Genomic DNA, 22195 nt, shown 5'->3' with positions numbered 1-22195 from the left:
GGTAATAATAATTGCTAGCGGAGGTTTTTTTCTTGAAAACAACAATAGATCAAGTTTCAAATCATGTAGGACAAGAGGTAACGATAGGTGTATGGCTTGCCAATAAGCGTTCCAGCGGAAAAATTGCTTTTTTACAGTTAAGGGATGGCACGGGATTTATGCAAGGAGTTGTCGTTAAAGCAGAGGTTGCTGAAGAAACTTTCCAAACTGCAAAAAATATAACACAAGAAACTTCTATGTATGTTACAGGTATTGTGGTGGAGGACAGTCGTTCACCATTTGGATATGAGCTTCAAGTAAAAGAAATTGAAATTTTACATGAATCGGTCGACTATCCAATCACACCGAAAGAGCATGGAACAGAGTTTCTAATGGATCACCGCCACTTATGGCTTCGTTCTAAAAAACAACATGCGGTAATGAAGATAAGAAATGAGATTATTCGTTCCACGTATGAATTTTATAATAACAATGGATTTGTGAAAATCGATCCTCCTATTTTAACAGGATCTGCTGCTGAAGGTACAACCGAGCTATTCCATACACAGTATTTTGATGAAGAGGCATACTTATCACAAAGTGGTCAACTTTACATGGAGGCAGCAGCGATGGCCTTTGGTAAAGTATTTTCTTTCGGTCCGACGTTCCGAGCAGAAAAATCTAAAACAAGAAGACATTTAATCGAATTTTGGATGATAGAACCGGAAATGGCCTTTATGGACCATGAGGAAAGCCTTGTTGTACAAGAACAATTTGTTACATATGTAATACAATCTGTGCTTAAAAATTGCAAGTTAGAGCTTAATACTTTGGAGCGAGATACAACGAAGCTTGAAAAAATTCAAGCGCCATTCCCTCGTATTACGTATGACAAAGCAATTGAGTTGTTAAAAGAAAAAGGCTTTACCGATATTGAATGGGGAGAAGATTTTGGTGCTCCACACGAAACAGCGATAGCGGAAAGCTTTGATATGCCAGTATTTATTACGCACTATCCGACAGATATTAAAGCATTTTATATGAAGCCTGATCCAAATCGTCCAGAAGTTGTATTATGTGCCGATTTAATTGCACCAGAAGGCTACGGAGAAATTATCGGTGGTTCTCAGCGTATTGATGATTTGGCATTAATGGAAGAGCGTTACGAAGCGCACAACTTAACAGGTGATGCTTACCGGTGGTATCTAGAATTAAGAAAATACGGAAGTGTGCCACATGCCGGTTTTGGACTTGGTCTAGAGCGAACAGTTGCATGGATTAGTGGTGTGGAACATGTTCGTGAAACAATTCCATTTCCACGCTTATTAAACCGTTTATATCCTTAAGACAAAACTGGATAATAAATCCCTTGCTATGCATAATCTGGCAAGGGATTTGTTGTTTCGACAATACGTTACAAAAATATTCATGCTATAATGGATTCGAGGTGTATAAGTAAAATGTCGAATCAATATTCTTTGCAATTTATGATGAGGGATCAAATTGTTGTTCCTTCTTTACTTTTGAAAAATTATGTCAAACTGCAGTTAAATGAGTCGGAAGTGATGGTGATTTTACAACTTCATTGCTTTTATCAAGAAGGGAATACTTTTCCGACACCAGAGGAAATTGCTAATCAATTAACGTTGTCGGGGCAAGAATGTTCTGCCATCCTCAGAAAACTCATCCAAAAAAACATGCTTTCCATTGAACAAATCAATAATGAAAGCAATATATTAGACGAATTTTATTCGTTAGAACCGCTTTGGAAACGGCTGTATGAACCAGCTAAGCCTGCTCCGCCTGAAAAATCCGAAGAGCAGCATAACATTTTTATTTTGTTTGAACAAGAGTTTGGAAGACCTTTATCTCCATTTGAAATTGAAACAATTAATATATGGATTGATGAAGAGGACCAGTCACCATCACTTATTAAAGCAGCTTTACGTGAAGCTGTTTTAATGGGGAAATTAAATTTTAGGTATATCGACAGAATTCTCCGCGAGTGGAGAAGAAAAGGAATACGGACAGTAGAGCAAGCTAGAAATCAAAGTAAATCTTTTCATGCAAATCAAACTAATAAACAAGCATCTGAGACTGGAACAGAATCAAAGCGAGATGTTTCACTATATTATAATTGGCTTGAAGATGAATAGGGGAAGTTGTACATGTTAAATAAAACACAAATACAATATTGTCTTGATGTGATGACAGATATGTTCCCAGAAGCAGAATGTGAACTAGTCCATAAAAACCCCTTCGAGTTAGTGATTGCTGTATTATTGTCTGCACAGTGCACGGATGCCTTAGTTAATAAAGTGACGAAAGGCTTGTTCGAAAAATATCATACGCCCGAAGATTACTTAGCGGTTTCATTGGAAGAGTTGCAGCATGATATTCGATCGATTGGTTTATACCGTAACAAAGCAAAGCATATTCGCAACCTATGTGAGATGCTACTTGAAGATTATAATGGACAAGTACCTAGCAGTAAAGAAGAACTAGTAAAGCTTGCTGGAGTGGGAAGAAAGACAGCTAATGTTGTTGCATCTGTGGCCTTTGGTGAACCAGCGATCGCAGTAGATACCCATGTAGAGCGTGTCTCTAAACGACTGGGCATATGTAGGTGGAAAGATTCTGTACTTGAAGTGGAGAATACACTAATGCGCAAAGTGCCGAAGGATGAGTGGAGTGACACGCACCACCGGATGATATTTTTTGGTCGTTATCATTGTAAAGCTAAAAACCCAAATTGTGATGCATGCAGGCTGTTGGATATTTGTAGAGAAGGACAAAAGCGCATGAAGGCACGAGAGAAGGATGTACGTGTTTGATCAGGTAAATTTACTTATAGCAAACTGGAAGCATCAAGAAAGTACGATTGCGCACTTGTTTCAACAAAGGAAGAATCAACAAGCAATACAACCGATCCAAAACGGCATTCATAATTTTATAATAGCACTTTATGCTTTAAATCAATTTCCAAATCAAGATGGTGAGTGGTTGGAACACGAAATCGGTAATTTCAAATATAAGCCACTAAACGTAGTAGAGAGAATTACTTTTATTGAGGGCCAACCACATCACTATCACAGCTATATACAGTTAAATGAACTGTTTCGTGAACTAGAGAAATTGTGTGCAAAGGCAGAAGTATTGGAGAGATTGTAACACAGCGTCTTGTAAAGGAACGGATTTTAATTAAATTTATATCACATAAAACGCTCATAAAGAGCGTTTTTTTGTCTTATAAATTTCTTGTTAGCAAACATCAAGTACTTATTAAAGTTTGTTAAAATCTTTTTCTTGTTGGTGTCGTGTTTTTAATTCTTTTCTAAGTTTCTCTACTTTCTCTAATTTTCTTAAAGTCATAGAGGAGAAGATAGTCACGACCATATATTTCATTGTAATTTCGTCTTTGTTCTGCTGTATAATTTTCTCCATTAAATCTCTCCTTTTTTGTTAAAGCAATGCTGCCTGGGTACGATTATTTTAGAAGACATTTTTTGATGGTCATCTTGTTTGTTGATTTTTATCCCTTTTCAGAAAACTGATAATAAGATCGGACATAATGTAAAAAATAACTAGAGCAGTAAATGTGTAATGCCAAACACTGTTGTAGTCTACAATACCAAAAATAAGTATCAACCCGAAAGCAGTAATAGTTAATTTTAATAATAGTATGGACTTGTTCATTTCTGTTCCTCCCTTCAAAAACATTTTTCGGTAAAAATAAATTTAGGTAATGAAAATTGGATAGTGAATCTCAGATGGAGGTGGGCATTAATATTAAAAAGTACTAGAAGCATTTGTTACAGGCATATTTAATTCTTTCTTCTATTTTAACATATATATCCAATAAGGTTATGTTTTATTATAATAATTAAGCTAAATAGTAATTAAAATGATGGTTTAGTCAATTTCATAATACTTTGGCCATCTGTATAAGATAATTTTGAAATTGACTCAGTTACCATCTAAATTATTCGAGTGAAAAGAGTATGTCCGTTCCTGCTAAATTAAATGCTTCACCTTGGATGTTTTTTCTCTAAGATGCAACTTTGTTAAATAAACTAAAATAAGCAGTCCAATTAAAGTGTTAATTGGACTGCTTATGGTTTGTTATTATTTTTTATTAGTAATTTTACGAAAACAGATCGTTTTCAACTGTAAAATCTCAAGGCGTAACTATTTAGGTTAAATTGATCAAGCAGCTGGAGGCTCGGCATTTTCAGATGGTCCTTCGCCTGTAGGTGGCGGTACTGTTCCCGATTCACCAGAGTCATCTCCACTTCCTTCTTCGTCATCTGGATTCTCAGGTTCGTCGTTATTACCACCGTTATCATTACCAGGGTTTTGACCAGGATTATTACCACCATCACCCTGCCCAGGGTTACCATCATCATTCCCATTATCGTCGTCACCTTCACCATCATTTGGATCTTCTACCGGTTCTTCTTCTTCCTCAGGTTGTTCTTCTGGGATTTGAATTTGTACTCTTACAGGCTCACTAACAGTTGCTGGGTTTTCATCACTAATGACAACAACCTCAATCGTATATGTTGTACCCATATCGACATTACTAATTTCTATCGTTTTTTCTTTAATTGTTTGTAATTTTGTTAGTGCATTAGGATCTGTTCCTGCACTAATGTCAAATGATATTGGTTTGTCTGTGTCCTCATATTGCCAATCGACTGTGATTGTATTTGTTTCTAAATCATAAGCTGCAGCCAATTGCTGAACAGGATCTAGTTGATCATATTTTTCTGATGTCCCTGTGGGTTCTGTTCCACGGACAAATAGTTCAGTAATTTTCTCTGAATCTGGTGTATACTCGCTCGGTAATTTTGCTGGATCTGACCCTTTTTCAACCGTTACTTCAACAACCGAATTTGGCCGCTCGAAATCAGGTGTGTCTATTTCTTCTGACAGTTGGGATATCGTTTCTTTAAAGAGCGTTCTTGCAATATTTGTACCTTCATTAGAGATTGGAGCCGGTTCACCATATCCTGTCCATATCGCAATCGTATAGTTCGTCGTGTAGCCACTGAACCAAATGTCTTTACGATCATCGGTTGTACCGGTTTTACCCGCGATTGGAAGTCCAGACACATTAGCAACTGTACCAGATCCATTAGTAACAACCGATTTAAGCATATCAGTTACCATATAAGCGGTAAAATCAGACATGACAGCTTTCGGATTATTTTGAAATTCTTCAGAACGATTATCATTAAATACGATCTTCGTAACTGCATAAGGCTCGTTGTAAATACCTTCATTTCCAAATGCTCGATATGCACCAGCCATCTCTAAAGGTGTGACACCAGTAGATGAGCCACCGATTGCATCTGTTAAAGCAATTGAATCTTCATAAAAATCTATTCCAAGATTCTCTGCAAATTCTTGCGCATTTTGACGACCAACTTCTTCAAATGTTTTTACTGCAGGTACGTTTATTGATTCCTTTAAAGCATATCGCATCGTCATCCATCCTTGGAAACGATCATTATAGTTTTCAATCACGCTATTTGTTCCACCAATAGGATAAGGGCCATCGTCATTTAATTGCTGATACGTCGACCAATTTAAATATTCAATCGCAGGCCCATAGTCAACAATCGGTTTAAAGGTGGAGCCAGGTTGTCTACCATCACCTTGAATCGCGTAGTTCCATCCACCATTTTCTCGATTTCGACCACCACCAATTGCGCGAATGGCACCTGTATTCGTATCTAGTACCGTTAATCCCGCTTGAAATTCTTCATCGGGGTATTGAATCGGATTATCTTCACTATTACTTAATAAAAACTCGACATGCTCTTGTGCACTTGTATCTAGTGTCGTATAAATGTCTAAACCATCTTTATAAATATCCATACCTGTTTTTTCTTCCACTTCCGCAGCGACTTGTTGAATAAACGCTTCGTATGGATCGGAATCAGGTCTTTTTGCTACAAGCATTGATTCGACTGAAACTTCTCTAGCAGCAGCAGCTTCTTCTTCACTAATTTTTTCGTGTAAAACCATTAAATTAAGAACAGTATTCATTCTTTCTTGGGCACGTTCTGGGTTAATAAATGGATTATAGGCACTAGGTAATTGTGGCAAGCCTGCTAACAATGCCGCTTCAGGTAATGTTAATTCATCTAAATTGGTTTTACCGAAATAAACTTCGGCTGCCTTTGCCACACCATATGCGTTGCTCCCATAAAATATTTTGTTTAAGTACATTTCAAGGATTTCATCTTTAGAATATTGACTATCTAATCTGATTGCCATCCATTGTTCTTGTACCTTACGTTTTAATTTTTTATCTTTAGTTAAAAATGAGAGCTTGACAACCTGCTGAGTAATTGTACTTGCCCCTTGTGCACCATATCCGTCGCGGAAGTTGGCTATCACAGCACCGCCGATTCTTCGGAAATCGATGCCGATGTGCTCTCTAAAACGTACATCCTCTGTAGCTAATACAGCATCTTCTAATAGTTGTGGTATCTCGTTATAGCTTATTTTGGTGCGTTTTTCAGCACCTCCTAAGTCAGCAAATACCTCACCATTCATGTCACGAATTTTTGTAGAGCTTGGATCTGATAATAACTCCGTTTGAATATCAGGTGCAGTAGCAATATAGTACGTGAACAATCCACCGACACCTACTGCAATTGCTAAACATACAATTCCGGTAATAAGTAAAATCTTTTTCCATATCGGTTTTTTCATTTTCTTTTCTGTTTTTTGTTGGTTTCTTCGTGCTATCCGAGATTGGCGTTCATTAGCCATAACTCATCTTCCTCCGTTCTAAAAATAGAGCTGATCAATTACTTGTAAATAATCTACTCTTGCTTGGTACTGAAGAGGGACTTCCCAACTGGCCGCTTTCACCTCTTGATAAGGAATTGACTTTCTTCCTCCATTAAATTGACTATCCCAGAAGGGAAAAAGTTTCACAGCAGGGTAAAAAAAAGTTTCCTGCATGCTCGTAAATCGGAGAATGATAAAACAAATCCCACCATGCTGACATACCGACTTCATATGCTCGATTTGGTGATCATGAAAATTTGCAAGTGGAAAACTTGTCTTATTTCTCGTCTCCTTTGCTTCAAAATCTATATATTTCCCTCTGTAAATGCCGTTGTAATCAGTCGTAGAAGCTTGTTTAAAATAGCCTTCTTTGATGACTGCTGCACTCCGCTTTGGATAATCTACCTTTACAATCTGAACCGGAGTAGGCTTTTTGTGTATTACTGCTTTGTTAGTATCAAGGTAAAAAGCATTCGTTTCATTAATGTCTTCTTCAAGTGTCATGCCGCGATTACTGAAGTTTTTTTGGTTAATTGTATTTGTCTGTTGATTGCTAGGAACAAATTTCCTTTGACCATTTGGATAGTTCATCTAGCATCCCTCCCTATGCATGACAGTATCATATCAAAATTATTAGCACGTGAGAACAAAAAAGATAAAAATTCACGGATACTTGTACACAAAATTCTTATTTTAGCCTTTCACATACACCTATATTCGGTTGATGCATGGACTCGCATAGGAAAGAGATTATTCTACATATTATCATTCTATCACTTTTATACATAAACCATACCCAACTCACATATTCATAGTTTTCCCTTGAATGTATATGATAAAGCTAAGGAGAGTGATCGAATGAACAATACTGAGAAAAAGCTTTGTGAATATATCGACGAGCAGACTAGAAATAACAATATAGATAACATTTCCAGGACCCTTGCTTATCAACAATTTTACCTTGAACATCAAAATATTAAGTGGGCGTACTTAGCTAGTATGGTGTCCCGTAATGCTGGTTGGAATATGACAGACCTTGAAACATCAACATTCAAACATTTATTAACAGCAAGAATTCGCAAACAATTATTTTCCACATATGAACGAGCAAACTGGTTAATTTTCTCTGATGCTTATCCGCAATTATTGTTGTATCAGTTTTCTAAGGAAAGAAACGAGCCATTATTTCATTTATTATCAAAATTTGCTGTATCGCCATTCATGCAAAAAGAGTGGTTTTTATTTTGGAAATTTAAAGATGAGAATAGGTTAGTTACGTCATTGATTATTAATGAACAAAACGTGATTAACAATCCAGTAACAAAACACCCTTTTTATAAAAAAAATGTATTTTTAGCTTGGCCATATCTGGTGCAAGACTTCTTCCTACTAAATGCAGTTGTGTTTCCAACCTGTACAGACGAGGCTTTCGCTACACCCGTTCATGATTTTACGAACATAACCAAACGAATTACTTTAGGAAAAAGATTAGCAAGCATATTGTTCCATCCTTCATTGTACAATCAGTTTTATAATTTTACTATTTCAACGGACCACACTGGATCAAGATATGATTATCAACAGTATATGTCCAGTAATCAAAAATCTGAATCACCAAAGCTTCGCGACGTATATCCGGTGATTGATCACCAAGACAAAATAAGAAAGGACTGGCATCAGCAGCGGGAAGTGAAAGAAGGTTGGTGGGAAGAAGAGCACGTTTCTTTAGATGAAAATCAGTGGGATAAGTACAGTCGTAAACAAAAGATAATTCGTAAAGTTGTTAACTGGAAACAAATTAAAAGCAGTAAAAAAAACTAGACCATCCACCCTTGTGAATGGTCTAGTTATACGAGCTTCTACAAATCGTAATACTTATTAAGTAGATGGACGATCTGGTCCTTCTAATTTTTTATCACCATAGCCAGCACGCTTTTCTTCTTTCGTGGCATTGACTTTGTTCTGCTTTTTATAACCTTTTTCTTTTTTAGCCATGAAAAATCCCTCCTTTACTTGTAGTTTGGCGCATTTGAATCAAAAAATACGACAGATTTTCACTAATTTTGTATGTTTTCTTCTAGTTTTGTCATTCGTAAAGGGAATACAAAACTAGCATCGAATTGGTAAACAAACAGCTTTAAAAGGAGGAATATGATGGGTGTTGCGGCAAAAACTATACAGGTAGATAATAAGTCAGTTTCTAGACAAGAATTCGAGGAAGCATTTTTAAAACTAATGGAATGTACAAGAATCATTGATCAAAAAGTGTCTCGTAAGGCGGATGAAGCAGCAGGAGCACTCGCATCAAAGCAACAGAAACGCCTTCAAGCGTTACAGCTTAGTTTTGACCAATTAAAAATACAACGCGCACAGTGAGTACTCACTGTGCGAAGAGTAAAAAGCAATCACTAGCCAAACTAATCACTCTAATAAATTCAATTCTTACTTTATTCGTGGTAAAGTGAGTAGGAAGAGAGGGAGGATGGTGTGAATGAATTTATTAGAGTTAACAACACAATTACAAGAGAAATTAAATGAACTAAAACATAAGTATGATACAAGTGAACAACCTGAAGATAAACGTGATAAAGATTTTTTTGCATATGTGAAACGCGAAACAACGCCAATTTATGAACAAATTGAATTGTGGGAACAACAAGCGACTGAATTTGTTAAACAACGCAAGGTTCGTGTTCACCCACAACAAGTCCAATCAACGACAGATAACTTAAAGTTATTGTTAATGCATAGTTATTATATAGATACGAGATATCATCGTTATATGGAATTACATCAATCGGTTCATTATGTTTTGGACATGCTAATTAATGATATAAATGATAATTAAAGAGAGCAATTTCCTAAATAGCTTAGATGTGTGAATTGCTTAAAATTAGAATTATGAAATGAACTAAATAAGTAACGCCAACACATGACCCGCCTGGGATTAGCTTTACTTTACACTATATTTGAATTATAATATTCCCACATAAACGGAAAGGGTTGCATACAATTGGATACAAAACAATTAATTGAAAAAGCGAAAGAAATAAGGTCAAAAGCATACGTTCCTTACTCCAAATTCCAGGTCGGTGCGGCGTTATTGACGAAATCTGGAAAGTTATATCTAGGGTGTAATATTGAAAATGCAGCCTATCCTGTTAGTTGTTGCGCGGAGAGAGTTGCTATTTTTAAGGCAATCTCAGACGGAGAAACAGATTTTCAAGAAATTGCAGTTGTAGCCGATACAAAACGACCGGTTCCACCATGTGGTTCTTGTAGACAAGTGATGAGTGAATTTTTCGAAAAAGACACCAAAATACATACAAGTAATCTTAGCAATGATCAGAAGACGATCACGATGGAAGAATTACTTCCATTTTCATTTTCGCAAAGTGATCTACTTTTGTAATTTTTATCATACAATTATAACAAAAATAGGTTTCTGTCTTAGACAGGTCTCCTTATTCTTACATAGGTTAGAAGTGAACCTAAATTAAGAAAGGAGATTATTATGAGACATCATAAACCCTTTGGAATGAATTGTGGTTGTCCAAAACCTGTAGAGAAAGTGGTTTATCCAACCAAATTTAATCAAGTTGACAAATGTTTTGAGTATGATGTAGAACACGTTCATCCTTCTCACACAAACGTAGTAAATCATCATTTGGTGAAAAATACGCATGTTTTTCCACACTCAACTTCTGTTAATAATACGTGGGATAGCGTAAACGTATATGGAGGTTCTTTTAACGTTCCTACACCACCAACACCGAACGTTCCACCTATGGGACAAATGGGACCAATGGCAGGTGGTCCAACAGCACCACAAACACCACCAGGACCTGGTTATATGCTTCCTGGACAAATGCGTGGTAGAAGATAATTTCGATCGAATAATCGGGCTGGCTGACTACCAGCCCTTATTTAATGAATAAGAGCATATAAATTTGCACAAGTGTCTAGCTTTAGCGCCAGCACAAACGAGACTTCCTTCACCTTCGTACGTTGCTAAACGTGCGCCCTGAGCTTTTCTTAATAGGAGATTTTTAGATGAAAGTTTTAACTGTAACAGGATATAAACCAATTGAATTGAATATTTTCAAACCTAATGATCATAGAATAGTATTTATAAAGGAAGCAATAAAAAAAAGGCTGATCAGTTATATTGAAGAGGAGGGGTTAGAGTGGGTTATCTTATCAGGTCAAATGGGGGTTGAATTATGGACAAGCCAAGTTGTCCTCGATCTAAAAGAATCGTACGAGATCAATCTCGGAGTTATCCCTCCATTTCAAGAACAGGAGGGACGTTGGCCTGAGCAATACCAAAATGACTACCAAGAAATCGTTATGCTGGCTGATTTCCATCAGACCATCTATGACGACACGTATAAAGGGCCGTATCAGTTTAAAGCTAGAGATAAGTGGTTAATCGAGAAAAGTGATGCATGTTTAATTTTACTAGATGAGGAACATCCAAGTAGTACACGATTTTTTTTAGATGAAGCGCAAAAAGCGTATAATAACAACGCTTATCCGATTTATACAATTACACCGTTTGACTTGGAAGAAGTCGTTATGCAAATGCAAGATGAAATTTCGGATTGGAATCAGGATTGACAATTTTTCTATATAATGAAAAAATAAAGAAAAGCTGTTTGAAATGATGAGGTGAAAATATATGTATGTAGATCGACTTAAATTGTCTGGTAAGGATATACTAGAGAAGAATTTCAAAACAGGTATGCGAGGATATAATCAAGAAGAAGTAGATGAATTCTTGGATGTTGTCATCCAGGATTATGAAGTATTCCAACAAGAGATAGAGCGGTTGAAGCAAGAGAACGAGCGATTGAAAAAACAGACTGATCAGTCTAGAACTCGTCCGACAGCATCAAATCATCAAGTGAATTATGATATTTTAAAGCGGGTATCGAATTTAGAAAAAGCCGTTTTCGGTAAGAAATATGCAGATTCATAAATAGTTGATTTCAATTATTTACCAGTGCATAGGAGACAGTTATCTGTTATACTACTCGTTGACGCTATTTTTAAATAAGTGAACATATGAATGAATGTTTGAGTAATCGCTGCACGTCTATACGTGTAGAGGAAAGTCCATGCTCGCACAGGCTGTGATGCTTGTAGTGTTCGTGCTTGACGAATTCATAAGTCAAGGTAACCTTAATTGGTTAACGGCAGGGAAAATACCTAAGTCTTTCTTAGATATGGTATTACGACCTTGAAAGTGCCACAGTGACGGAGTCAAGTAGGAAACTGCTTGAATGGAACGAGGTAAACCCCACGAGTGAGCAACCCAAATTATGGTAGGGGCATCCTTTAGTAGGGAACAAAACCGAACAAGGGACAAGCTTTTGCTTGTAGATAGATGATTACTGCTCGAGTACGAGGCTGACCACCGTCTGCAGTACAACAGTACAGAACATGGCTTACAAAACATTCATTCGGTCATTTTAGTTTATTAAACCTACCCTCTCTAAGTGCAACGATGCTTTAGAGAGGGTTTTTTACTACATAATATTCTTGCATACATAGAAAGGAACGAAGTAATGAACACGAATGTCACACTGATTGCCACGGCTGCAATGGGATTAGAGTCGGTCGTTGCACAAGAAGTAAAGAACTTAGGATATACCGATGTCGAGGTTGCCAACGGACGTGTTGTATTTAAAGCAGACGTATCTGCAATTCCGAGATGTAATCTTTGGCTACGCACGGCTGACCGTGTAAAGTTATTAGTCGGTGAATTTACGGCGACAACCTTTGATGATTTATTTGAACAAACAAAAGCATTACCATGGGAACAATATATTGCAGAGGACGGTGAATTTCCGGTCATCGGCAAATCTGTTAAATCAAAGTTATATAGTGTCCCGGATTGCCAAGCGATTGTAAAAAAATCAGTTGCAGAACGTTTAAAGCTCAAATATGGTGTCGCATCTTGGTTACAGGAGTCAGGCGCATTTCACCGGATAGAAGTAGCTATTCTTAAAGATGTCGTAACATTAACTCTGGATACATCAGGAAGCGGATTACATAAAAGAGGTTACCGGGTTGGCCAAGGTGATGCGCCAATTAAAGAAACACTGGCAGCAGCGCTCGTTCAACTGACAAATTGGAAAGCAGATTTTCCATTCGTAGATCCATTTTGCGGATCTGGTACGATTGCGATTGAAGCGGCTTTAATTGGTCAAAATATTGCTCCAGGCTTTAATCGTAATTTTGTAAGTGAAAAATGGCACTGGATCGATTCAAATTTATGGGAAAATGCATTTAATGAAGCGGAGGACCTGGCAAATTATGATCAAGTTTTAAACATTACCGGATCAGATATTGACCACCGCATGATTGAGGTCGCGAAAGCAAATGCAATAGAAGCTGGTCTTGGAGATTTGATAAATTGGAAACAGATGCAAGTAAGTGATTTGTATCCAAGAATTCAAAATGGCTATGTTATCGCAAATCCACCTTATGGTGAACGGATCGGCGATAAACCTGAGGTCGAGCAAATGTATAAAGATTTAGGAAATATTATGAACGACTATCCATCTTGGAGTGTTTACATTTTAACTTCAAATGAGGATTTTGAAGTGCTTTATGGCAGAAAAGCAACGAAGAAGCGTAAGCTATTTAATGGATTTATTAAAACAGATTATTATCAATACTTTGGTAGGCACATATAAGGGGGAAGCCAAATGGCAATTGCAGAAACAGAACAAGCATTTCTTAATTACATTAAAGAAATTAAATATTACGAAGAAGCACTCGCGCTTATGCAATGGGATTTACGTACTAAATCACCAAAACAGGGTATAGAACAGCGGTCTGAAGTGATTGGGTATATGTCCCAGAAGGTACATGAGTTAACAACATCTGATACGATGAAAGCATACATTGATCAATTAAAAGGAAAATCATCCGATCCGATCATTCAGCGTTCTGTTGAGGAATGTGAAGAAGAATACGATAGAAACCGAAAAATTCCTACCGATGTGTATCGTGAATTTATTATGGTACGATCACAATCAGAGTCTGTATGGACAGAAGCAAGGGAAAAGAATGATTTTTCATTACTTCAGCCTTATCTAGAAAAACTGGTCGAGTTTAATAAGCAGTTTGCTAATTATTGGGGCTACGAAAAAAACATCTATGATGCACTATTACATACATATGAGCCTGGCATGACAACAGATGTACTGGATAAAGTGTTTGCTGAACTGCGAGCATCACTAACAGGATTGGTATTAAAAATTAATCAATCTCCGAACAAACCAGATGCATCTATTTTGCAGCACTTTTTCCCGAAGCAAGAACAGGAACAATTTAGCTTAGAAATATTGCAGCGTATGGGTTATGATTTTGATGCTGGTCGTTTGGATGAAACAGTACATCCTTTTGCGATTGCGATTAATTCGCGTGATGTACGTGTAACGACTAGATATGATGAGCGTGACTTCCGGATGGCAATCTTCGGTACAATTCACGAAGGTGGCCATGCACTTTATGAACAAAATATTGATCCAACATTGAGCCAAACACCGCTTGCTGGCGGAACATCAATGGGTATTCATGAATCACAGTCTTTATTTTGGGAAAACTTTGTTTCGAGAAGTCAGCCATTTTGGGAAAATCACTATGAGTTGTTTCAGTCTTATGCCCCTAGTGGATTTAAGACGATTTTGTTGGAAGACTTTTATCGTACCATCAATGAAGTAAAGCCATCGTTTATTCGTGTAGAAGCGGATGAATTAACGTATTCCTTACACATTATGATTCGTTATGAATTAGAAAAAGCATTGATTAATGGAGAGATTGAAGTGAAGGACTTACCATCACTGTGGAATGATAAGATGCAAGAGTACTTAGGTATCACACCACAATCAGATTCTGAAGGTGTATTACAAGACATCCACTGGTCAGCAGGCGATTTTGGATATTTTCCTTCTTATGCACTCGGCTATATGTATGCTGCACAGTTTTATCATGTGATGAAGCAGGAACTTGATGTTGACACTATAATAAGAGAAGGTAACTTTGTAGAAATTAAAGAATGGCTTAGCAAAAATATTCATCAACACGGTAAAATGAAAAAGCCGCTTCAGTTGTTGAACGATATTACAGGTGAGTCCTTAAACCCAAAATACATCGTTGATTATTTAACGGAGAAATATGCAAAAATCTATGATTTGTAAGCAGTAGCCAATTTGATCATTACTGTCCGCATATAGTTGGATGAATCTTTCCAAAGTAAGCAGTTGGTAACTGATGTGCCAGGTATGATCAAAGTAACTCAGATATTAAAAAGAAGGCTCTAGGGGATTCCTAGAGCCTTCTTTCAAATATTAACCTAATACAGCTGCCATATCTGGTACGATTAGACCAACTTCTTCATAAATAGTTGCAATTGAAGCTTGGAATTCATCCCACTTTGTTTGTGCAGTTGCAAAATCAGTTTCTCCTGCTTCGATCGTAGTTTGAACTTCACCGTAGTATGCTACTAGAGAATCTAGCGCTCCATTAAGTTGTTCACTTTTTTCGGTTGGAAGATCAGCATTAACTTCAAAGCCTTCAAGTGCAGTTTGTGCATCAGTCGCAGCAGTTAGAGCTGCTTCTTTAGCTGCTTCAACGTCTTCAGCTGCAGCTTCTTCATCACCAAGTAGACCTTGGTATGTATTTACTGCTTGTTGGTAAGGTGAAACTAATTCAGCAAGTTCAAGCTGCGTGTCAAGTAAAGCAGTTTTTACTTCTTGCTCACTTGCTTCTTGATCTTCTGCATTTTCTTCTGCATTTTCTTCTTGTCCTGCATTTTCTTGACCTTCTGTTTCTTGGTTGTCGTTTGTGTTTGTATCAGGTGTTTCATCCTCTTGGGAGCAACCTGCTACGACTAGAACGAAAATTAACCCAAATGCTAATAGAAATTGTTTCATTGGTTTGTTTCCCCCTTGTACTTTTGTATAATAGTTTCACCCATGAATTCTATTCCTGTTTGAGAAAAAAGTAAATAGGTTTTAAAAATGTTATAATAGTGAAATAATTGCGAAAATTTTATATGAAGAAGGGAAGTTTAAGATTGTATCTACCAAGCTTTACACTAGACGAAAAATTAGCGGTTATTACAGGGGCAACAAAAGGGATTGGACGAGCAATTGGACGAGCAATTGCACTAGCATTTGCAGTAGCCGGTGCTGATGTTGTGCTTATTTCAAGGACCGAATCTGACTTATCAAAAGTGAAATCAGAAGTGGAATCATTTGGCAGCAAAGCTTATACAATTTGCAGTGATATAAAAGATTATGCTTATATAATTAATGAATTGGATCGGTTAATAGGTGCTCGTCCAATTCATATATGGGTGAACAATGCGGGAATTAATATTAGAAGTGAAGCACTGAATGTTACAGAAGCGGAATGGAGTGAAATTATCGATGTTAACATGAAATGCTCCTTTTTCTTAGCACAAGCCGCCGCAAAACGAATGAAAGAAAGTGGAACTGGAAAAATAATAAATGTATCATCTGTAGGTGGTCATGTTGCATTAAGAACGGGTGTTGTTTATGCTATGACTAAGAGTGCGATCATTCAAATGACGAAAAATTTAGCGCTTGAGTGGGGAAAGTATGGTATAAATGTAAATGCGATTGGCCCTTGGTATTTTCCAACTGCGCTTACAGAAGAATTGCTAAAAGACGACCAATATGTTCAAGAAATTTTGTACCGCACATCTTTAAAGCGGATTGGAAAATTAGAAGAATTGGCAGGTACGGCTGTTTTCTTAGCGTCAGATGCTAGTAACTACATAACTGGACAAACATTGTTTGTAGATGGTGGCATGACAATTTATGGGTTCTAATCAAACTAGAGTTTTGAACTAGAAAGAAGGATATTAATGGAAAAATTAGATGTAGGTTTTGTACATACGTTAACAGTATTAAGAAAAATAGATACAGGGTATGTATTACAAAAAGAAGCGAGTGATGTATTGCTTCATAAAAATGAAATAACTGCTGACCTAGAAGAGGGACAACAAGTTAAAGTGTTTCTTTATCAAGACAAAAAGGGGCAGGTTGTTGCATCAATGACGATTCCAACTGTGCGTGCTGACACGTATGATTGGGCAGAGGTCGTTGAGGTTGTTAAAGATTTAGGTGTATTTGTAAAAATTGGTTTGGCCAGAGATTTTCTTGTTTCAATTGACGATTTACCCAAAATTGAACGTGTTTGGCCCCAAGTAGGAGACATGCTATACGTTACGTTGGACAAAGACAAGCAAGATAAAATGATTGCAAAACCGATTACGGAAGGTGTTTTTGAAGGAGAGTGGGAAACGGCTCCACAGGATATTAATCATAAGCCAATTAGCGGACGTATTTATCGAACAGACAGAGAAGGCTCTGTTATATTAACAGAAGAGGGGTATCGTGGTTTTATTCACAACTCAGAACGCAAAGAGGAACCTAGACTTGGTGAATGGGTCAAAGGTAGAGTAATTGATATCAAAGAAGATGGTACGATTAATGTATCATTAAGACCATTGAAGCAAGTTGGTATGGTGGAGGATGCAGATGAAATCCTTACGTACTTAGAAGATCATGATGGTGTTATTCCATTTACCGATAAAAGCTCTCCAGCAGATATTGATGCTACGTTTAAGATTAGCAAAGCGGCATTTAAACGGGCGCTAGGAAAATTAATGAAAGAAGGCAAGATTGAACAAAAAGATGGGAAGACATATTTGAAACATTAACACTTTTATAAGCGATACCACAATACACGTAATAGTTCATTGTGGTATCTTTTTTGTTCTTTTCAATCAGTCTTTATTTCCTTCTAGCCATTCCTTATAACAGTCAGGGCATAAGGTTTCTTCGCGATCATTTTCGTTATGAAAAAAACTAATGTGGCGAATAGCTTTGCCGGTAATTGCGTCGTCACAATAAAAGCACTGGGTATTCATTGGAAACCCCTCCTCGTACACTGTATTATTCACTAAAATAGCGATATATTTCTATAAAAAATAATCCAGTTTTGGATGATTCATATCCCGTAAGTTACCGAAGAACGTAATAAATATGAGTGTTTGGCACATACTAGCTTAAAAAAGGTGTATTGCATATGTCCTATATTTGTTCGGTGGCGACTAGTATCCCACAATTTGAGTTAGCTCAGTCTGAAATAAAAGAGTTTGTTAGAAATATCTTTCCACGGTCTGAACGAGAGATATCACGCCTGTTACCAGTATTTGAAAATGCTGCAATAGAAAATCGGCAGTTTGTTGTTCCTAAGGATTGGTTCACAGTAAATCATAGCTTTCAAAAGCGAAATGCATTTTATCAACAAGAAGCAATCGAACATAGTATCCAAGCGATCGATGCTTGTTTAACAGATAAATCGTTTTTATCTGAACCAATCGATTATAATAAGATTGATTGCATTATTTTCGTTTCAAGTACAGGGATCTCAACACCTTCAATCGATGCACATATCATTAATATGCTTAATTTTCGTGAGGACGTTGTTCGTATTCCTTTATGGGGACTTGGATGCGCGGGTGGTGCTAGTGGCATAGCTAGAGCACATGACTGGTTAACGAGTAACCCAGATAAAACTGCGTTAGTTGTCTGTGTTGAATTGTGTAGTTTAACGTTTCAAAAGGATGATCATAAAAAAAGTAATTTTATTGGTACAGCTTTGTTTGGAGACGGTATTGCAGCAGCTTTAATGGTTGGAAATGAGTCGAGTCTTTTGAAACTTTGTAATCATATGTCACCTATGGTCCAGCGAACGAGCTCACGTATTAAAAAACAAACCTTAGATGTAATGGGATGGGACATTACGAATGATGGTTTTGAAGTTGTATTTGCGAAGAGCATTCCTCATCTAGTCGAAACATTTTGGAAGCAACATGTATTTGATTTCCTGAAAGAGCAACAGCTTACTGTAGATGATTTGCCTTTTATTGTGGCACATCCGGGAGGAAAAAAGGTACTTGAAGCATTTGAACGCGTACTTAATGTGACTAGCAATGTATTTTACCATTCATATGAAACATTAAAAAATCATGGCAATATGTCTTCCCCTACAGTACTTTACGTATTAAAAGCGTGGATGTCAGAACAAAGAAAACAGGGAGATAAGAGTATGCTTGCTTCCCTTGGTCCAGGGTTTAGTTCAGAATTAGTTAGCTTGGAGTGGATATAAATGCCCATTTGGATACAAATACTCTTCAGTTTCTTAATTTTTCAGCGGATTATTGAATTAGTAATTGCAAGAAAAAACGAGCAATGGATGAGAGATAGAGGAGCTGTAGAGCTAGGAAAAGATCATTATAAATGGTTTATTTTAGCGCATAGCTTGTTTTTTGTTTCATTGTGGTTAGAAATTATATTCAAGCACGAAGCAGCGCTTGTGTTTCAGCCAATATTGTTTTTAGTTTTCGTTTTTCTACAAGTGATGAGAGTATGGTGTATAGGTTCATTAGGAAGGTTTTGGAACACCAAAATACTAATCTTACCTGGTGCAACGTTAAGGAATAGAGGGCCATACCGATGGATAAAGCACCCCAATTATGTTATTGTCGGACTAGAACTATTTTTTATTCCGTTACTATTCCATTCCTATGTAACTGCCATAATCTTTCCCTTGATTCACATTGTGTTGCTAAAAATAAGGATCCCAGCGGAAGAGAATGGACTGGTTACTCTATTAACGGAAAAGTAACTTTTCCTGTATATGTATAGACAATAGCTGTGCTGATTATTATACTAATTTATATGTGTGCTAAATCAGACATTCCGTTTGAAATTTCTAGTTTATGAAGCCAATGTATAGAGGTGGCCAACTATGGATAATTCGAATCAATTAGCTTATTATATTGAAGATTTGTGGTCAAGGGGTTTTAAATTATCGGATGAAGATGTCCATTTTATTTACTTTGGTAAAAATTCAACTCGAGCGCCTGAATGGAAAATTATCCTTTCCTTACAAGTGACACTTCGGTATCAGCGTGCGTTTGATGGCAGCTTCTTTTTAAGTGTACTTGAATTATTGGAAAAAGATTTCGTTAAAAACAGAAGACAAGCTGATTCTGTCCTTAAACGAAAAGGGTTTGCGTAATTACGTTTTTTGTATTGCGCTTCGCGATAATTTGTCCGCCTGTTTATTTTGTTTCTCAGGGATCCATTTCACAAAAAAATAGGGGAATTGCTCACTGAGCGTTTTTATTTGCTCTAGTAAAGGAGCAAATTTGTTGTTTTTTGTATGTGCTTTTTCAATCGTGTCAACGACAAGTTTTGAATCCGAGCGTAAAGACAGTATTTCACCAGGAAATTCACTTTTACATATTTCTAAAGCTTTTATAACTGCCCAAAACTCCGCCTCATGATTAGAGAGGTTGCCAAGGGGAAACATGTACTCATATTGTTGGTTTCCTTTTTTGATATATATACCGGCTCCGCTTGGACCTGGATCTCCGCTTGCTGCACCATCTGTATAAATCTCTAACATGTTAATCCTCCTTTTGATAAAGATATTCCACATGTATTTTTTTAAGACTGTTTTCTAAAAGATTGTTGTCATTGCGTAAAATAACTAATATCCGGCGTAACGTAGTGCTCGTGATTTCCGCTCCAGGCAATCGCTTTCCGCTAGTTTAAAGCGTTTTTCTTTAAACAGGCACGGCTTCAGCTAACTCAGAAGCAAAGAGCGCTTCTTTAGTGGATCTTCTGCTCGCGCTTTTCCCGCTGGAGTCGACTGCCTGGAGCTCCAATCACCCAACATGAAATTGCTTGTCAGTTGTTTAAAACCTATATTAGCGAAAGAAATACACTTTGACTCCTCGAAAATAAAACCCAATTTTCTTCGTGCGATGTATCGCTGTCGTAGCTTTCCTTGTCCTGCGGGACTAGTGGCGTAAGTGAGACCCCGCAGCGCGAATGCGCGAGGAGGCTCACTAGCCCCCCGCGGAAAGCAAAGTGTATTTCTGAAGCGGGTGAAGGCACCATCCAACAGTTTACGACGGATTTTACTTCAACTTTGAAGTTTAAAAAGAAGAGACGAAAGTGTAGAACCTTCTGTCTCTCCATTTTAATATTATTTTGCAACTTCATGTTGTGATATGTTGTCATTCGTAGGGAATCTTTTAGCAATATATAAAAATGGTGTGTCAATTGCTGCAACAACAAACTTAATTACATAAGTCGTTATGAAAATTTCCAACCAAACATCCATTGGATATTCTCCCAAAAAAGCAATAGAACAAAAGATTGCAGTGTCTAAGAGCTGACTGATCATTGTACTAACATTATTTCTTAACCAAAGCTGTTTTGGAAATAATTTCTTGATCTTTGCATATATCCACACATCAAAGTATTGACTAATAATATATGCAATTAAACTACCTAGCGCAATCCGTGGGACAAGTCCAAATAATGTTGCCAATGCTCCTTGAGCGATGTCGTCTTCACCTGGTTGGAATTGCAGCGCCATTTGCATGACAATTGTCATCACAATAAGGGAAGCAAATCCCATCCATACGGCTCTTTTGGCATCCTTTTTACCGTATTTTTCGTTTAAAATATCTGTTGCCAGGAAAGCTGTCCCGTAAATAATATTTCCCAATGTAGCTGTTAACCCGAATAGTTCAACTGTTTTAACTACTTGAATATTCGCTACAACGGTCGACATACCAATCCATACAAACAAACCAGACTTACCGAAGATACGATAGACGATTAACATGAGAACAAAATTAACAATTGCAAAACCAAACCATAAAACTTCATTTACCATTTTACTTCCTCCTTAGTTTTGGTGACGCGGGAGTTTGCGAACCGCGAATAAAACATAACATTCGATATTATACATAATCTCGTCGATTTATGATAGTATATCCTGAAAATAACTTATAAATAAAAGCAAGACTCCTGAGATAGCGTGTTCAACCGTTACGTAAAAGTAAGATTTTTCATGAAACAAAAAAAGCGGTGATCTAATTTGACCACCGCAACATTATACGTGTTGTTTATAGTTTTGTAACATTAGCTGCTTGGGGACCACGATCGCCGTCAATGACTTCAAAAGACACTTGTTGACCTTCTTCTAAATTTTTGAAGCCTTCTTCATTAATAGCAGAGTAATGGACAAATACGTCTTTACCGTCTTCCATTTGGATGAATCCATACCCTTTTTCTGCGTTAAACCATTTTACTACACCGTTTTGCATATGACATGAGCCTCCTAAAACGTAGTAATACAATTAAGATGATGACAACAAAGAGACAGATATCCTCTAGAAGTATGGGATCATAATGATAATCCACCACTGTAGAAGCTACCTGTCTCTGATGATTCCACACATCTTTTTGCTAGAATTAAATATAAAATATTATAT

Annotated in this window: 27 protein-coding genes and 1 other RNA gene; 19 read left to right on the top strand and 9 right to left on the bottom strand. The window is 37.0% G+C overall.

Annotated elements, in window-relative coordinates:
• The first annotated feature begins 32 nt into the window (after positions 1-32).
• The 4 genes from asnS (at position 33) to ACI6MV_RS04070 (ending at position 3150) form a co-directional block, all read left to right on the top strand.
• Positions 33-1325 carry an asparagine--tRNA ligase gene (asnS, locus tag ACI6MV_RS04085; protein ID WP_407268669.1) on the top strand — a complete coding sequence of 431 codons (1293 nt, stop codon included), beginning with the start codon at positions 33-35 and terminating at the stop codon, positions 1323-1325.
• 114 nt (positions 1326-1439) lie between these two features.
• On the top strand, positions 1440-2135 hold the full coding sequence (locus tag ACI6MV_RS04080) for a DnaD domain-containing protein (RefSeq protein ID WP_407268668.1): 696 nt from the start codon (positions 1440-1442) through the stop codon (positions 2133-2135).
• Positions 2136-2147: 12 nt separating this feature from the next.
• Positions 2148-2813 carry an endonuclease III gene (nth, locus tag ACI6MV_RS04075; protein WP_407268667.1) on the top strand — a complete coding sequence of 222 codons (666 nt, stop codon included), beginning with the start codon at positions 2148-2150 and terminating at the stop codon, positions 2811-2813.
• A complete protein-coding gene (locus tag ACI6MV_RS04070; RefSeq protein WP_407268666.1) occupies positions 2806-3150 on the top strand; it encodes a YpoC family protein in 345 nt (114 codons plus the stop codon). Before nth ends, ACI6MV_RS04070 begins: the two co-directional genes overlap by 8 nt.
• A 111-nt stretch (positions 3151-3261) precedes the next feature.
• Here ACI6MV_RS04070 and ACI6MV_RS04065 read toward each other — a convergent pair whose 3' ends face one another.
• The 4 genes from ACI6MV_RS04065 to recU form a co-directional block, all read right to left on the bottom strand.
• Positions 3262-3423 (bottom strand): hypothetical protein, encoded by a 162-nt coding sequence (locus tag ACI6MV_RS04065; RefSeq protein WP_407268665.1) that lies wholly within the window; start codon positions 3421-3423, stop codon positions 3262-3264.
• Positions 3424-3492: 69 nt separating this feature from the next.
• Positions 3493-3675, bottom strand: coding sequence for a hypothetical protein (locus ACI6MV_RS04060; protein WP_407268664.1), 183 nt, complete (start codon positions 3673-3675; stop codon positions 3493-3495).
• A gap of 510 nt (positions 3676-4185) precedes the next feature.
• Positions 4186-6765 carry a transglycosylase domain-containing protein gene (locus ACI6MV_RS04055; protein ID WP_407268663.1) on the bottom strand — a complete coding sequence of 860 codons (2580 nt, stop codon included), beginning with the start codon at positions 6763-6765 and terminating at the stop codon, positions 4186-4188.
• An 18-nt stretch (positions 6766-6783) separates the two neighbouring features.
• Complete coding sequence (recU, locus tag ACI6MV_RS04050) at positions 6784-7377, bottom strand: Holliday junction resolvase RecU (protein WP_407268662.1); 594 nt, start codon at positions 7375-7377, stop codon at positions 6784-6786.
• Positions 7378-7644: 267 nt separating this feature from the next.
• Between recU and ACI6MV_RS04045 the strand changes: the two genes are divergently transcribed.
• From ACI6MV_RS04045 to ACI6MV_RS04000, 10 genes are all read left to right on the top strand, one after another.
• On the top strand, positions 7645-8607 hold the full coding sequence (locus tag ACI6MV_RS04045; RefSeq protein WP_407268661.1) for a DUF2515 family protein: 963 nt from the start codon (positions 7645-7647) through the stop codon (positions 8605-8607).
• A gap of 333 nt (positions 8608-8940) precedes the next feature.
• Positions 8941-9162 carry a hypothetical protein gene (locus ACI6MV_RS04040; protein WP_407268660.1) on the top strand — a complete coding sequence of 74 codons (222 nt, stop codon included), beginning with the start codon at positions 8941-8943 and terminating at the stop codon, positions 9160-9162.
• Positions 9163-9277: 115 nt separating this feature from the next.
• A complete protein-coding gene (locus ACI6MV_RS04035) occupies positions 9278-9634 on the top strand; it encodes a DUF1798 family protein (protein WP_407268659.1) in 357 nt (118 codons plus the stop codon).
• Positions 9635-9799: 165 nt separating this feature from the next.
• Positions 9800-10198, top strand: coding sequence for a cytidine deaminase (locus ACI6MV_RS04030; protein ID WP_407268658.1), 399 nt, complete (start codon positions 9800-9802; stop codon positions 10196-10198).
• A gap of 102 nt (positions 10199-10300) precedes the next feature.
• Positions 10301-10672, top strand: coding sequence for a CotD family spore coat protein (locus tag ACI6MV_RS04025; RefSeq protein WP_407268657.1), 372 nt, complete (start codon positions 10301-10303; stop codon positions 10670-10672).
• Positions 10673-10839: 167 nt separating this feature from the next.
• On the top strand, positions 10840-11406 hold the full coding sequence (locus tag ACI6MV_RS04020) for an SLOG family protein (RefSeq protein WP_407268656.1): 567 nt from the start codon (positions 10840-10842) through the stop codon (positions 11404-11406).
• Between the two features lie 61 nt (positions 11407-11467).
• Positions 11468-11767, top strand: a complete 300-nt coding sequence (gene gpsB / locus ACI6MV_RS04015) for a cell division regulator GpsB (RefSeq protein WP_407268655.1) — start codon at positions 11468-11470, stop codon at positions 11765-11767.
• A gap of 94 nt (positions 11768-11861) precedes the next feature.
• An RNA gene (gene rnpB, locus ACI6MV_RS04010) (RNase P RNA component class B) lies at positions 11862-12244 on the top strand.
• 112 nt (positions 12245-12356) lie between these two features.
• Positions 12357-13490 carry a THUMP domain-containing class I SAM-dependent RNA methyltransferase gene (locus tag ACI6MV_RS04005; protein ID WP_407268654.1) on the top strand — a complete coding sequence of 378 codons (1134 nt, stop codon included), beginning with the start codon at positions 12357-12359 and terminating at the stop codon, positions 13488-13490.
• 12 nt (positions 13491-13502) lie between these two features.
• On the top strand, positions 13503-14999 hold the full coding sequence (locus ACI6MV_RS04000; RefSeq protein WP_407268653.1) for a carboxypeptidase M32: 1497 nt from the start codon (positions 13503-13505) through the stop codon (positions 14997-14999).
• A 150-nt stretch (positions 15000-15149) separates the two neighbouring features.
• Here ACI6MV_RS04000 and ACI6MV_RS03995 read toward each other — a convergent pair whose 3' ends face one another.
• Entirely contained in the window at positions 15150-15734 is a 585-nt protein-coding gene (locus tag ACI6MV_RS03995; protein ID WP_407268652.1) for a hypothetical protein, read from the bottom strand.
• Positions 15735-15877: 143 nt separating this feature from the next.
• Between ACI6MV_RS03995 and ACI6MV_RS03990 the strand changes: the two genes are divergently transcribed.
• On the top strand, positions 15878-16657 hold the full coding sequence (locus tag ACI6MV_RS03990) for an SDR family NAD(P)-dependent oxidoreductase (protein WP_407268854.1): 780 nt from the start codon (positions 15878-15880) through the stop codon (positions 16655-16657).
• 36 nt (positions 16658-16693) lie between these two features.
• Positions 16694-17551 (top strand): CvfB family protein, encoded by an 858-nt coding sequence (locus ACI6MV_RS03985; RefSeq protein WP_407268651.1) that lies wholly within the window; start codon positions 16694-16696, stop codon positions 17549-17551.
• A gap of 66 nt (positions 17552-17617) precedes the next feature.
• Here the strand turns inward: ACI6MV_RS03985 and ACI6MV_RS03980 are convergent, their stop codons facing one another.
• Positions 17618-17761 (bottom strand): hypothetical protein, encoded by a 144-nt coding sequence (locus ACI6MV_RS03980; protein ID WP_407268650.1) that lies wholly within the window; start codon positions 17759-17761, stop codon positions 17618-17620.
• Between the two features lie 158 nt (positions 17762-17919).
• Between ACI6MV_RS03980 and ACI6MV_RS03975 the strand changes: the two genes are divergently transcribed.
• The 3 genes from ACI6MV_RS03975 (at position 17920) to ACI6MV_RS03965 (ending at position 19920) form a co-directional block, all read left to right on the top strand.
• A complete protein-coding gene (locus ACI6MV_RS03975) occupies positions 17920-19005 on the top strand; it encodes a type III polyketide synthase (protein ID WP_407268649.1) in 1086 nt (361 codons plus the stop codon).
• A complete protein-coding gene (locus tag ACI6MV_RS03970) occupies positions 19006-19524 on the top strand; it encodes an isoprenylcysteine carboxyl methyltransferase family protein (RefSeq protein WP_407268648.1) in 519 nt (172 codons plus the stop codon).
• A 123-nt stretch (positions 19525-19647) separates the two neighbouring features.
• Positions 19648-19920, top strand: a complete 273-nt coding sequence (locus tag ACI6MV_RS03965) for a DUF6123 family protein (protein WP_407268647.1) — start codon at positions 19648-19650, stop codon at positions 19918-19920.
• Here the strand turns inward: ACI6MV_RS03965 and ACI6MV_RS03960 are convergent, their stop codons facing one another.
• From ACI6MV_RS03960 to ACI6MV_RS03950, 3 genes are all read right to left on the bottom strand, one after another.
• Entirely contained in the window at positions 19921-20310 is a 390-nt protein-coding gene (locus ACI6MV_RS03960; RefSeq protein ID WP_407268646.1) for a ribonuclease HI family protein, read from the bottom strand.
• 585 nt (positions 20311-20895) lie between these two features.
• Positions 20896-21594, bottom strand: a complete 699-nt coding sequence (locus ACI6MV_RS03955; RefSeq protein ID WP_407268645.1) for a queuosine precursor transporter — start codon at positions 21592-21594, stop codon at positions 20896-20898.
• A gap of 232 nt (positions 21595-21826) precedes the next feature.
• Positions 21827-22027: a cold-shock protein gene (locus tag ACI6MV_RS03950; RefSeq protein ID WP_407268644.1), complete on the bottom strand. Its 201-nt coding sequence runs from the start codon at positions 22025-22027 to the stop codon at positions 21827-21829.
• Between the last annotated feature and the right edge of the window lie 168 nt (positions 22028-22195).

The organism is Radiobacillus sp. PE A8.2 (genome assembly GCF_045635475.1).
GTDB lineage: Bacteria > Bacillota > Bacilli > Bacillales > Amphibacillaceae > JBJGXI01.
This window is presented reverse-complemented; position numbering and strand designations above follow the sequence as displayed.